General features: G+C 68.6%; 9 protein-coding genes and 1 riboswitch. Of the genes, 4 read left to right on the top strand and 5 right to left on the bottom strand.

Translation table 11 applies throughout. The features are described from left to right. Positions 1-484: 484 nt before the first annotated feature. Positions 485-2,035, bottom strand: a complete 1,551-nt coding sequence (locus OG254_RS24670) for a YibE/F family protein (RefSeq protein ID WP_405585471.1) — start codon at positions 2,033-2,035, stop codon at positions 485-487. A gap of 383 nt (positions 2,036-2,418) precedes the next feature. Next, positions 2,419-2,608, top strand: a riboswitch (TPP riboswitch). Between OG254_RS24670 and thiC the strand changes: the two genes are divergently transcribed. Continuing rightward, positions 2,601-4,403 (top strand): phosphomethylpyrimidine synthase ThiC, encoded by a 1,803-nt coding sequence (gene thiC / locus OG254_RS24665; protein WP_148000293.1) that lies wholly within the window; start codon positions 2,601-2,603, stop codon positions 4,401-4,403. Its footprint overlaps the riboswitch before it by 8 nt. 195 nt (positions 4,404-4,598) lie before the next feature. Here thiC and OG254_RS24660 read toward each other — a convergent pair whose 3' ends face one another. From OG254_RS24660 to OG254_RS24650, 3 genes are all read right to left on the bottom strand, one after another. After that, positions 4,599-5,468 carry a hypothetical protein gene (locus OG254_RS24660; RefSeq protein WP_405585468.1) on the bottom strand — a complete coding sequence of 290 codons (870 nt, stop codon included), beginning with the start codon at positions 5,466-5,468 and terminating at the stop codon, positions 4,599-4,601. 193 nt (positions 5,469-5,661) lie between these two features. Beyond that, entirely contained in the window at positions 5,662-6,753 is a 1,092-nt protein-coding gene (locus tag OG254_RS24655) for a metallophosphoesterase (RefSeq protein ID WP_351195981.1), read from the bottom strand. 242 nt (positions 6,754-6,995) lie between these two features. Then, positions 6,996-8,108, bottom strand: coding sequence for a LacI family DNA-binding transcriptional regulator (locus tag OG254_RS24650; RefSeq protein WP_405585464.1), 1,113 nt, complete (start codon positions 8,106-8,108; stop codon positions 6,996-6,998). Positions 8,109-8,560: 452 nt separating this feature from the next. On the opposite strand from OG254_RS24650, the gene hisC reads away from it, so the two are divergent. Next, positions 8,561-9,640: a histidinol-phosphate transaminase gene (gene hisC, locus OG254_RS24645; protein WP_351195979.1), complete on the top strand. Its 1,080-nt coding sequence runs from the start codon at positions 8,561-8,563 to the stop codon at positions 9,638-9,640. 48 nt (positions 9,641-9,688) lie between these two features. On the opposite strand, the gene OG254_RS24640 is transcribed toward hisC, so the two are convergent. Further along, positions 9,689-10,108, bottom strand: coding sequence for a cyclophilin-like fold protein (locus OG254_RS24640; protein ID WP_405585461.1), 420 nt, complete (start codon positions 10,106-10,108; stop codon positions 9,689-9,691). Between the two features lie 143 nt (positions 10,109-10,251). On the opposite strand from OG254_RS24640, the gene OG254_RS24635 reads away from it, so the two are divergent. Together OG254_RS24635 and cydB are read left to right on the top strand one after the other, a co-directional pair. Further along, positions 10,252-11,760 (top strand): cytochrome ubiquinol oxidase subunit I, encoded by a 1,509-nt coding sequence (locus tag OG254_RS24635; protein ID WP_405585458.1) that lies wholly within the window; start codon positions 10,252-10,254, stop codon positions 11,758-11,760. Between the two features lie 20 nt (positions 11,761-11,780). Beyond that, positions 11,781-12,785, top strand: coding sequence for a cytochrome d ubiquinol oxidase subunit II (cydB, locus tag OG254_RS24630; protein WP_405585455.1), 1,005 nt, complete (start codon positions 11,781-11,783; stop codon positions 12,783-12,785).

Here is a 12,785-nt window from a genome sequence, read left to right as displayed (position 1 = left end):
TGGGCGGGGGTGGCGTAACGCTTCAGCGGCGCACAAGGGGCGCGCGGGAGCGCTTCCTTGCCGCCGCGTGTACTTCGCGCTCCGCCGGATGGGCGAAGTCGGCCGCGTCGGCTCGGCGCCCTTCAGCCGTCGGCGGGTCGGCCGTACGGCGGTCGTCGGGGCGGCTTCTGCGTCTCTGTTGGCACGGCTGCTGCCTCCCGTTGGCGCGGCCTTCCACGCCTCTGTCGGTGCGGCTGCCACGCCTCCGTTGGCACTGCATCTACGCCGCTGTCGGCAGAGCCACCCGCTGTTGCCACGGCGTCATGGCTCCACCGCCGACCAGGCTTGCCCAGTCGGCCGGCACGCCGCCGACATCGGCCAGACCGCCCCAGCTGGCCGCCGCCGTGGCCGCCGTGCTGTGGTCGCCTGCCCGGGCTTCCGAGTCACCCCGCGTCAGCGTTTCCGCCGCCGTCCCCGCGTCACCGCTTCCGCAGTCGCCCCCACGTCACCGCTTCCGCCGTCGTCCCCGCCCGCCGCGCCCCTGCCCCGGCTGAGCGCCCGTGGGACCCGGCTGAGCGCCTGCCGGGGCCGGCTGGGCACCGGCAGGCACCGAGCTCGCCGCCGGCCGGTCCGCCGAGACCACCAGGGCCGCGAGGGCGGTGGTGACCGGTACCGACGCCACGAGGCCGATGGAGCCCACCAGCGTGCGCACGATCTCCGCCGCGACCAGCTCGCTGTTGGCGACCGTGCCGACGCCGCTCTGCGCGATCGAGAAGAGCAGCAACAGCGGCAACGCGGCGCCCGCGTAGGCGAGGACGAGTGTGTTGACAACGGAGGCGATGTGGTCGCGCCCGATGCGGATGCCCGCCCGGTACAGCCCGCGCCAGCCCATCGTGGGATTGGCCTCGTGCAGCTCCCAGACGGCGGAGGTCTGGGTGACCGTCACATCGTCGAGGACACCGAGCGAACCGATGATGATGCCGGCCAGCAGCAGACCGCTCATGTCGATCGACGGATACAGCCCGTGGATGAGGCCGGTGTTGTCGTCGGTGTTGCCGGTGAGCGCGGCCCAGTCGATGAACACCGAGCCGAGGATGCCGATCAGCAGCAGCGAGATCAGCGTGCCGAGTACCGCGACCGAGGTACGGGCAGAGAGGCCGTGGCACAGATAGAGGGCGATCAGCATGATCGCGCTCGACCCCACCACTGCCACGACCAGCGGGTTCGAGCCCTGCAGGATCGCGGGCAGGATGAAGAAGTTGAGCACCATGAAGCTGATGGCCAGCGAGATCAGCGCCATGACGCCCCGCAGCCGCCCGACGACCACGACGGCGATTGCGAAGATGCCGGCGAGCACGGCCAATGGCACGCGCCGGTTCACATCGGTGACCGAGTACTGGAGGTCCTTGGGGGCTGAGGGCTCGTAGGCGACCACGACTTCCTGGCCCTCGTGCAACTGCCGCGACTGGTCGGGCTGCACGATCTCCGTGAACGTACGGCCCTTGTCCTTGCCGGTGTCGACGCGGATCGTCGCCTTCTTGCAGGTGCCGCTCTCCTGTTGCGCCGCGGAGGACCCCTCGGCGGTGGAGGTGTCGCCGGTCGGCGGAACGCCCGAGGCGTTGACGTCCTTGCAGCTCAGCTCGACCACCTTGGTGACCGTGGCCTGCTGGGTCTGCCGGTCGAAGCCGACACCGGTGCGCTCATGGCCCGGGGCACCGCCCGGCCACAGCACCGCGAGCCCCACCACCACCGCCGCGGCGAACGGGATCAGAACCGCCGCGATGACCTTGCGCAGGTGCTGGGAGACGGGAGCCGCGGGACCGTGAGCGTGACTGTGCGAATGCCCATGTCCGTGCCCATGCCCGTCATCGTCGCCACCGCCCCGCCCGCCGCCGGCTCCGGGGCCGTGACCATGACCACCACCGGCGTCGGAACCGGGCCGATCACCCGGGCCGGGCCCCTGCCCGCTCGGGCCGCCGGAACTGGGCCCGTGCTCGTGCGGACCACCGAAGCCAGGTCCGCGCTCGTGCCCGCCGCCGGCTCCGCTCCCGTGCATACCGCCGGCTCCGCTCCCGCGCTCGTGTATGCCGCCAGGCCGGGGGCCGGGTTCATGCCAGTCGCCGCCTCCGCCCCGGGGCTCCGGCATCCCACCCGGGCGCGTGCCGTGCTCGGGCCACCCGCCGGTTTCAGCCGTGCGACCGTCGTGGCCGCCCGTGGAGCCAGGGCCGTATCCACCGTCGTATCTGCCTCCGGGGACGCCTGGACCCCGGCCGCCCGTACGGCCGTTGCCCCTCGCGGGGGCGTTTCCGGAGCCCGGGCCGCGGGGCGGCTCGGGCGGTGGGTACGGAGGCTCATGCGGCGAGGTCACCGACCGATCATCGCAAGAACGGCAGGGGCCCCCTGTTCACCGCGCCCGAATTGACGCTAGCGTGGAGACACCTTTGTACACGCGGGAGCTCGGAGCACCGGGCTGAGAGGGCGCTGACCTCCGTCCCAGCGATGTTTCACATGAAACATCACTCATCGCGAGTGATGTTTCACACGAAACGTCGGCAGACGGATAACGCTGCGTCGACCGCCGAACCTGTTACCGGGTAATGCCGGCGTAGGGAGTAGGTCTCATGACCATCAAGGACGCGCGCACGCCTGCCTCCAGCCAGGACGAACAGTCCATTCAGGGCGAAAACCCCACGGAGGCCGGGAAGTCCATCGGCTGGCACAAGGCGTATGTCGAGGGCTCACGCCCCGACCTGCGGGTGCCGGTCCGCCAGGTGCACCTCACCAACGGGCAGTCGGTCACGCTGTACGACACCTCAGGCCCGTACACCGATCCGCTCGCCGACACCGACGTCCGCAGGGGGCTTGCCCCGCTGCGGGAGAACTGGATCATCGCCCGCGGCGACACCGAGGAGTACGCGGGCCGTCCCGTCCGCCCCGAGGACGACGGGATCAAGCACACCTCTCCGCGCGGCGGCCTGCGCAACCTCGACGCGGTCTTCCCCGGACGTCCGCGCCAGCCGCGTCGCAGCCGTGACGGACAGGCGGTGACGCAACTCGCCTACGCGCGCCGGGGTGAGATCACACCCGAGATGGAGTACGTGGCCATCCGGGAAAACGTCTCGCCCGAGGTGGTCCGCGAGGAGATCGCCGCGGGCCGGGCGGTGCTGCCCGCCAACGTCAACCACCCGGAGATCGAGCCGATGATCATCGGCAAGCGGTTCCTGGTGAAGGTCAACGCCAACATCGGCAACTCCGCGGTCACCTCCTCCATCGAGGAGGAGGTCGAGAAGATGACCTGGGCGACCCGCTGGGGCGCCGACACGGTCATGGACCTGTCGACCGGCCGCAACATCCACACCACCCGCGAGTGGGTGCTGCGCAACTCCCCCGTGCCCATCGGCACGGTGCCGCTCTATCAGGCGCTGGAGAAGGTCGACGGCCGCGCCGAGGAGCTGACCTGGGAGATCTACAAGGACACGGTCATCGAGCAGGCCGAACAGGGCGTGGACTACATGACCGTCCACGCCGGCGTGCGTCTGCCGTACGTCCCGCTGACGGCCAACCGCAAGACCGGCATCGTCTCGCGCGGCGGCTCGATCATGGCGGCGTGGTGCCTGGCGCACCACAAGGAGAGCTTCCTGTACGAGAACTTCGAGGAGCTCTGCGAGATCCTCGCGGCGTACGACGTCACGTACTCGCTGGGCGACGGCCTTCGGCCCGGCTCGATCGCGGACGCCAACGACGAGGCGCAGTTCGCGGAGTTGAGGACGCTCGGGGAACTCAACCGGATCGCGAAGCGTTTCAACGTACAGACCATGATCGAGGGCCCGGGACACGTCCCGATGCACAAGATCAAGGAGAACATCGACCTTCAGCAGGAGATCTGCGATGAAGCTCCGTTCTATACGCTCGGCCCGCTGACCACGGACGTCGCGCCGGCGTACGACCACATCACTTCTGGCATCGGTGCCGCGATGATCGCCTGGTGGGGCACGGCCATGCTTTGCTACGTCACGCCCAAGGAGCACCTGGGCCTGCCCAACCGTGACGACGTCAAGACCGGCGTCATCACCTACAAGATCGCCGCCCACGCCGCCGATCTCGCCAAGGGACACCCCGGTGCGCAGGAGTGGGACGACGCACTGTCCGACGCCCGCTTCGAGTTCCGGTGGGAGGACCAGTTCAACCTAGCCCTGGACCCGGACACGGCACGGGAGTTCCACGACGAGACCCTTCCGGCCGAGCCGGCCAAGACGGCCCACTTCTGCTCCATGTGCGGGCCGAAGTTCTGCTCGATGAAGATCTCCCAGGACATCCGCCGCACCCATGGCGGATCCCGGGCGGAGATCGAGGAGGGAATGGCTCAGAAGTCTCAGGAGTTCGCCGCGGCGGGTAACCGGGTGTACCTGCCGATCGCGGACTGACGTCGGCGTCCTGACCCAGGGCCTCATGCCCCGGTGTCCGGAGTGCTGCCCTGCTGTCGGGCTCATGGCCAGGCTGTTGGGCGTGCTGCCCCGATGTTCGGCTTGCGCCTCCCCGAGGAGGCATCCCCGGGGTTCCGTCGAGGAGGAGGGTCCCCTGATGGGCGCCTTCTCACGGCGGGGGCGCAAGCCGAGGGGCTACTCCGGCTGGTGTTCCGGCCCTCCGAAGTCCGGGCTCGTGTAGTCCGGGCTGCTGAAGCTCGGCCGCGAGCCCCGGGAGGCGCCGTCGTCCGGGCTGCTGAAACCCGGGCGGTCGTAGCCGAGGTTCGGGATGCGGCCGGCCGGTGTCGTCGGTGCCGTGCGGTGCAGGGCCGCCGCCGTGCCGGGGTCGGTGAGTGCCTCCCGTAGGAAAGGCAGGACACCGCGCTCCAGCAGGGCTTCGCGCCAGACTTCCCTGGCCCGGGCCACCTCTTCGCTCAGTTCGCCGTACGGCCCGGAATCGAAGGCCGGTCGGTTGCGCAGCGCGGTGAGGAGGAGTCCGACGGCGGCGACCAGGATCGCGGCCGCCGCGATGGCGCCGAACACCCAACCGGTGGTCAGCATCGTCTGGGCGAACGCCGGCTCGGGGTTGAACATCTTCAGGATGTAGCCGACGAGCAGGAAGATCGCCGCGGCGGTGCCGGCGAGGACGGGTGCCAGGACGGCGACCACGGCGACGACGCCGGGGCCCGCCGTCTCGGCGACCTCGCCCATGGTGGTGGCGAGCCCCATCGCCCCTGTGCCCGACTCGGCGGAGTCGGCCTGGCGGGCGGACGACGGGGTGGACGGCGCCGGTTGGCGCAGTTCCTCGCGGACCTTCACGTAGTGCTGGTACTCGGTCGCCGCGGCCGCCGTGATGAGTGCGGTGGCGTTCAGCGCCATGGTGCGCAGCTGTTCGGGGTTGAGCCGCTGTCCCACAGCGGCCAGTTCCGGGCGGTGTGGTGCGGAGCGCAGCGCCTCGTCGAGGATCCGCTCGTACTCCTGGCGGTCCTCGCTGTGCAGGTGCTGCGGAACGCTGTTCATGTGCATCCCCCGATGCTCCGTAGGGCTTGGGGCTCGCATGCCAACGAGCCGTCGGGCAGAAACGGAGGGGAGCCTGCTACGGATAAGCCGATGGTAGAGCGGTGACGGCACACGGTGACAGGGGGTTTGCCAAAATTGGGCCCTGGCCTGCGCCGTCCTCCATCCCTGCGTGATGGGGGGACGTCTGCCCGGTGAACGTTCAGATATCCAGGGGAAGTTGCTGGACCAGCAGCTTTCCGGCCATGGTCACGCCGCCGTCCATCGCGATGGCGAGCCCTTCGGCGTAGACGTGCGGTCCCTCGACCAGGGGCCCGGTGCTGTCCTCGCCGTCCTCGGAGCCGACGTCGCCCAGCAGATACGGAATGGGGCTGTGGCCGTGAACGATGCGGGTGCCGCCGTACGTATCGAGCAGCGAGCGCACGTGGTCCGGGCCGCCCTCGTCGCGGAAGGAGAACCGCTTGGTGAACTTGCGGAAGAGGTCCCAGACCTCGTCGGCGTCATTGCGCGTGAGCGTTTCGCGGACGGTGTCGTTGACCGCTTCGATCGAGTCGCCGTAGTCGAGATAGGCGGTGGTGTCCGAGTGCACGAGCAGATGCCCGTCGACCTCTTCCATGGCGTCCAGCCGGGACATCCACTGCAGATGGTGGTCCTGGAGGCGGTCCATGTCGGTCTTCTGGCCGCCGTTGAGCAGCCAGGCCGCCTGGAAGGTGGCGGTGCCCGCGCCGGAGTTGACGGGGGTGTCGCCGAAGCGCTTGGCGCCGAGCAGCAGCAGCTCGTGGTTGCCCATGAGGGCCTTGCAGTAGCCGCCGGCCGCCGCGGACTCGGCGGACAGCCGCATCACGAGGTCGACGACGCCGATGCCGTCCGGGCCGCGGTCGGTGAAGTCGCCGAGGAACCACAGCCGTGCGGTGCCCGCGCACCAGTTCCCCGCCGAGTCGATCAGGCCCTTCTCCTGGAGGGCGGCCACCAGCTCGTCGAGATAGCCGTGCACGTCGCCGACGACGAAGAGCGGACCGGGGCCGCTCGTCGACTGCTGCACCGGCAGGGAGGCGGGGTCGACGTGGACCTGAACAGTGTCGCCGCGGTTGATCACCGGCAGGTCGCGCTGCGTGGGCGTGTACCCCTCGGGATAGGCCTCGTCGACGGGCGGGGCGACCACGGGCGGGGCGACCTCGCCCGGGTGTGTGCTCTGGCCGTACGGACCGGTCTCGTGGACATACGCGGGCACCCGGAAGTCGCGCAACGTCGCCGTCCGCTCCACCTCGGGTCCCTGACCGGCCCCCTGAGTCATCAGACCCCTCCACCATCGCGCCGCATCTGCACCGCATCGGACTGCCTGGTCGCAGCGGCCCGCGGGTGTCGTGGGCCCATCATAGGAATGCCGATCGCGCCATGTGATGACCCAGGGGTGGTGAATCGGAGCAGGACTCCTGTTCACCGCGGCTTTCGCCCCGATTGGGCAGGTCTTCGACCACTCGACGACCGGGCTCGGCCCGGCCCCCCGACCTGCCCGTACCGTGCTTCGGGGGGCGTTTACCGATCCTCGGGCGACCGGGGCGGGCTGACCGTCGTGCGCGGTGGGCGTCGCTGGGACGAGGTACGCACGATCAGCTCCGTCGGTATCACCTGCTCGACCGGCTGGTCCGAGTCGACCCCCTCGATGGCGTCGATGAGGAGCTGGACCACCGCCGTGCCGATGCGGCGCGGCTTGAGCGAGAGCGTGGTGACGGGCGGCTCGGTGTTGGCGTACACCGTGGACTCGCTGCAACACACCAGAAGCAGGTCGTCCGGTACACGCATGCCGTAGCGGCGGGCGGCGGCGAGCAGGTCGGTGCCGTTCGGGTCGAACAGGCCGTAGACCGCGTCGGGGCGGTCGGGTCGGGCGAGCAGCCGGTCGGCGGCGACGGCGCCCGCGCACGGGTCGTGCGCCGGGTACGCCTCGTACACCGGGTCCTGGCCGACACGTTCGCACCAGCGCAGGTACGCGGTGGTCGACAGATGGGTGTACGTGTCCGTCGTGGTTCCGGTCAGCAGACCGATCCGGCGGGCGCCGGCGTCGGCCAGGTGATCGAGGATGCCCATTACGGCGGCCTCGTGATCGTTGTCGACCCAGGCCGTGACCGGGAGCGAACCGGCGGGCCGCCCGTCGGAGACGACCGGGAGGCCTTGTCTGACCAGTTCGCTGACGACCGGGTCGTGGTCGGACGGGTCGATGACGACCGTGCCGTCGAGGGCGACGTTCGACCACACGTCGTGGCGCGAGGTCGCGGGGAGGATCACGAGGGCGTAGCCGCGGGCGAGCGCGGCCGAGGTGGCCGCACGGGCCATCTCGGCGAAGTACGCGAACTCGGTGAAGGTGAAAGGTTCATCCCCGTATGTCGTCACGGTCAGGCCGATGAGTCCTGACTTGCCGGTGCGTAGTGTTCGGGCCGCGGCCGAGGGGCGGTAGCCCAGTCGGTCGGCGACTTCGCGGACATGGCGTCGGGTGGCGTCGGGGAGCCGGCCCTTGCCGTTGAGGGCATCGGAGACGGTCGTGATGGAGACCCCGGCGGCGGCCGCCACGTCTCTGATGCCCGCCCGGCCGGGCCGGCTTCCTCGACGTGAGGTTTCCGCGCGGCTCACCTGGTGCTTCCCTGCTGCTGTCATGGCGAGCCGATAGTAGGGCTCATGCGGTGGGGTAGTGCGGACGCATATGCAATCGTTGACAGGCACGTTTCTGCAAGGTCATGGACCGTCAAATTCCTTTGAAAGCAAGGGAGTTGAACGATCCAATGGCAAGACGTGACTTGTCGGCGCGCATGGGCCTGCCAAGTGTCCGATGTTTCGAAGAGGTCTCAACTCACCTTCACGGGTGATGCGCGCCAGGGCGCGAGCCACCGGCGCGTAGATATATGTGTGACGCGCCCCCCAATTCGTACGCCTTCGTATGACGATGCCCTTGATGCTGGTGTGACAGGTGTGATCAGCGGACGGGTCTGCCCCGTCGGCGGGTATCGGCTCCTCCTCACCTGTACGCATCGGCGCGGAATCCTCATAAGGTGAGAAGTATTGGAGCCGGCGGTGGTGATGGGCCGCCGGTGTTCGCGAGGAGGACTGCGGTGAGCGAGACGAGCCCCAAGCTGCGCGCCGAGCTGGAGGGTATCCCCACCTACAAGCCGGGCAAGCCCGCCGCGGCCGGTGGCCCGGTGGCCTACAAGCTGTCCTCCAACGAGAACCCCTATCCGCCGCTGCCGGGCGTGATGGAGACGGTGACTGCGGCGGTTTCTTCGTTCAACCGCTACCCGGACATGATGTGCACGGGGCTGATGAACGAGCTGTCCGAGCGCTTCGGCGTTCCGGTCAGCCATCTGGCCACGGGCACCGGCTCGGTCGGTGTGGCCCAGCAGCTGATCCAGGCCACCACGGGGCCCGGCGACGAGGTCATCTACGCCTGGCGGTCCTTCGAGGCGTACCCGATCATCGTGCAGATCAGCGGTGCCACCTCCGTCAAGGTGCCCCTGACCTCGGGTGAGGTGCACGACCTGGACGCGATGGCCGCCGCCATCACCGACCGCACCAGGCTGATCTTCGTCTGCAACCCCAACAACCCGACCGGCACGGTCGTGAAGCGGGCCGAGCTGGAGCGATTCCTCGACCGGGTGCCCAGCGATGTCCTGGTGGTGCTGGACGAGGCGTACCGCGAGTTCATCCGCGACCCCGAGGTGCCGGACGGCGTGGAGATCTACCGCGAGCGGCCGAACGTCTGTGTCCTGCGGACCTTCTCCAAGGCGTACGGTCTCGCGGGCCTGCGCGTCGGCTTCGCGATCGCCCAGGAACCGGTCGCGGCGGCCCTGCGCAAGACGGCCGTGCCCTTCGGGGTGAGCCAGCTCGCGCAGGACGCGGCGGTCGCCTCGCTGCGTGCCGAGGACGAACTGCTCGGCAGGGTCGGGTCGCTGGTGTGTGAGCGCAACCGCGTGGGCGAGGGGCTGCGGGCCCAGGGCTGGACGGTGCCCGAGACTCAGGCCAACTTCGTGTGGCTGCGGCTGGGGGAGCGCACGGTCGCCTTCGCTCAGGCGTGTGAGCAGGCGGGCGTGGTGATCCGGCCGTTCCCGGGCGAGGGTGTGCGGGTGACGGTCGGGGAGGCCGAGGCGAACGACATCTTCCTGAAGGTGGCGGAAGGGTTCCGCAAGGAGCTCTAGGGCCACGCGGGCACGGTCAGGCCTTCGCGAGTTTCTACGCGGGCACGGTCAGGCGTCCACCAGTTCCACGCGTATGGGGTCGCCGTCGCGGACCGTCGCCAGCAGGCGGGGGTCGCTGTCGAGGCGGCCCAGGATGTTGCACGGGCTCGCGAGGCGGCATTCTCCCCCAAACTCCGTTTGGGGGGACCCCCAGCCTCGCGAGATCGGTGTGGGTCCGTAGGGGAGGGCCAGCGCGTCGCCGTCGGTCCAGAAGGCGACCGTGCCCGGCTCGACCACCTGCTGGGCGTCCGTTTCACGTGAAACGGACACTCCTGTGTCGAAGTACACCTCCTCGCCCCAAGTTCGGGCGGTCGAGCTGAGCGGCAGGGCCTTGCTGAGGGCTTGTGCGGTCGGAGTGTCGTCAAGGGTCGCGGTGAGGTGCCCCGCGGGCCAGGAGATCCGTATCTGACGCGGTGTCTGTGTCTGCATGCTGGCGATTCAACAATATGTTGAAGTTGCCGCCAAGGGGTGCGTCGTAACAAGGGACCCCCCCGTGGGGGGTCATAGTGACCGTGCTGCATAATTGCTTGTGAATGTGAACGCTTTCACAAGCGTATGTAAGGAGCGGCGACGTGGACCTGGCTTTGGCGCCGGAGACCTTGGCGCGATGGCAGTTCGGCATCACCACCGTCTACCACTTCCTGTTCGTCCCCCTGACGATCTCGCTGGCCGCCCTCACGGCCGGGTTGCAGACCGCCTGGGTACGCACGGAGAAGGAGAAGTACCTCAGGGCGACGAAGTTCTGGGGCAAGCTCTTCCTGATCAACATCGCGATGGGGGTCGTCACCGGCATCGTGCAGGAGTTCCAGTTCGGCATGAACTGGTCCGACTACTCCCGCTTCGTCGGTGACGTCTTCGGTGCTCCGCTCGCCTTCGAGGCGCTGATCGCCTTCTTCTTCGAGTCCACCTTCATCGGCCTGTGGATCTTCGGCTGGGACAAGCTGCCGAAGAAGATCCACCTGGCCTGCATGTGGATGGTCTCCATCGGCACGATCCTGTCGGCGTACTTCATCCTGGCGGCCAACTCCTGGATGCAGCACCCCGTCGGCTACCGGATCAACGAGGCGAAGGGGCGGGCCGAGCTCACCGACTTCTGGCTGGTGCTGACCCAGAACACCGCGCTCGCGCAGGCCTTCCACACCCTGTCCGCGGCCTTCCTCACCGGTGGCGCGTTCATGGTCGGCATCTCCGCCTTCCATCTGCTGCGCAAGAAGCACATCCGCGAGATGAAGACCTCGCTCAGGCTCGGCCTGGTCACCGTTGCCATCGGCGGCCTGCTCACCGCGATCAGCGGTGACACGCTCGGCAAGATCATGTACGAGCAGCAGCCGATGAAGATGGCCGCCGCCGAGGCCCTGTGGGACGGCGAGGAGCCGGCGCCCTTCTCGATCTTCGCCGTCGGTGACGTCGACAAGGGCCACAACAAGGTCGCCATAGAGATCCCCGGCCTGCTGTCCTTCCTGGCCAAGGACGACTTCACCTCGTACGTCCCCGGCATCAACGACGTCAACAAGGCCGAGCAGGAGAAGTACGGCCGCGGCGACTACCGGCCCAACATCCCCGTCGCCTACTGGGGCTTCCGCTGGATGATCGGCTTCGGCATGGCGTCGTTCGCCGTGGGCCTGGTCGGACTCTGGCTGACCCGCAAGAAGTTCATGCTGCCGCAGCACCTGAGGGTCGGTGACGACGAGGTGCCGCATCTGGTGCTGCTCCCGAAGAAGGCCCTCGGCCCGAAGCTGACCAAGTGGTACTGGCGCATCGCGATCTGGACCCTGGCCTTCCCGCTGATCGCCAACTCCTGGGGCTGGATCTTCACCGAGATGGGCCGTCAGCCCTGGGTCGTCTACGGCGTCCTGCAGACCCGCGACGCGGTCTCCCCCGGTGTCTCTCAGGGCGAGGTCCTCACCTCGATGATCGTCTTCACCGCGCTGTACGCCATCCTCGCCGTGGTCGAGGTCAAGCTGCTGGTGAAGTACGTCAAAGCCGGCCCGCCCGAGCTCACCGAGGCCGACCTGAACCCGCCCACGAAGATCGGCGGCGACTCCCGTGACGCCGACAAGCCGATGGCCTTCTCGTACTAGGCCGAGGGAGCTGCACAGTCATGGAACTTCACGACGTCTGGTTCGTCCTGATCGCCGTCCTGTGGACCGGCTACTTCTTCCTGGAGGGCTTCGACTTCGGGGTCGGTGTCCTCACCAAGCTGCTGGCCCGCAACCGGCTCGAGCGGCGGGTGCTGATCAACACCATCGGCCCCGTCTGGGACGGCAACGAGGTGTGGCTGCTCTCGGCGGGCGGTGCCACCTTCGCCGCCTTCCCCGAGTGGTACGCCACGCTCTTCTCCGGCTTCTATCTGCCCCTGCTGCTCATCCTGGTCTGCCTGATCGTCCGGGGTGTCGCCTTCGAGTACCGGGCGAAGCGGCCGGAGGAGGACTGGCAGCGCAACTGGGAGCACGCCATCTTCTGGTGCTCGCTGCTCCCGGCGTTCCTGTGGGGCGTGGCCTTCGCCAACATCGTGCGGGGCGTGAAGATCGACCAGAGCCATGAGTACGTCGGCAACGTCCTGGACCTGCTCAACCCGTACGCACTGCTGGGCGGTCTGGTCACGCTGACGCTGTTCACCTTCCACGGTGCGGTGTTCACCGCGCTCAAGACCGTGGGGGAGATCCGGGAGCGGGCGCGGAAGACGGCCCTGTGGGTCGGCCTTGCGACCGCCGTGCTGGCGTTGATCTTCCTGCTCTGGACGCAGATCGAGAATGGCGACGGTCAGAGCCTCGTCGCCCTCGTCGTGGCCGTGGCCGCGCTGGTGGCCGCGCTGGTGGCGAACCAGGCTGGGCGCGAGGGATGGTCGTTCGCCTTCTCCGGCGTCACCATCGTGGCCGCCGTGGCGATGCTCTTCCTGACGCTCTTCCCGAACGTCATGCCGTCCTCGCTCAATGACGAGTGGAGCCTCACGGTCACCAACGCGTCATCGAGCGCCTACACCCTGAAGATCATGACCTGGTGCGCGGTCATCGCGACACCGATCGTCATGCTCTACCAGGGGTGGACCTACTGGGTCTTCCGCAAGCGCATCGGCACGCAGCACATCGCCGAATCCGTGCACTGA

It is taken from the genome of Streptomyces sp. NBC_01092, assembly GCF_045039535.1.
Classification (GTDB): domain Bacteria; phylum Actinomycetota; class Actinomycetes; order Streptomycetales; family Streptomycetaceae; genus Streptomyces.
This window is presented reverse-complemented; position numbering and strand designations above follow the sequence as displayed.

What these genes read in the sequence shown, in the direction of transcription:
- cydB (WP_405585455.1), top strand. Translation starts at nt 11,781, where the DNA reads ATGGAACTTCACGACGTCTGGTTCGTCCTGATCGCCGTCCTGTGGACC.
- OG254_RS24640 (WP_405585461.1), bottom strand. Translation starts at nt 10,108, where the DNA reads ATGCAGACACAGACACCGCGTCAGATACGGATCTCCTGGCCCGCGGGG.
- OG254_RS24670 (WP_405585471.1), bottom strand. Translation starts at nt 2,035, where the DNA reads ATGCACGGGAGCGGAGCCGGCGGCGGGCACGAGCGCGGACCTGGCTTC.
- OG254_RS24655 (WP_351195981.1), bottom strand. Translation starts at nt 6,753, where the DNA reads ATGACTCAGGGGGCCGGTCAGGGACCCGAGGTGGAGCGGACGGCGACG.
- OG254_RS24650 (WP_405585464.1), bottom strand. Translation starts at nt 8,108, where the DNA reads ATGACAGCAGCAGGGAAGCACCAGGTGAGCCGCGCGGAAACCTCACGT.
- OG254_RS24660 (WP_405585468.1), bottom strand. Translation starts at nt 5,468, where the DNA reads ATGCACATGAACAGCGTTCCGCAGCACCTGCACAGCGAGGACCGCCAG.
- thiC (WP_148000293.1), top strand. Translation starts at nt 2,601, where the DNA reads ATGACCATCAAGGACGCGCGCACGCCTGCCTCCAGCCAGGACGAACAG.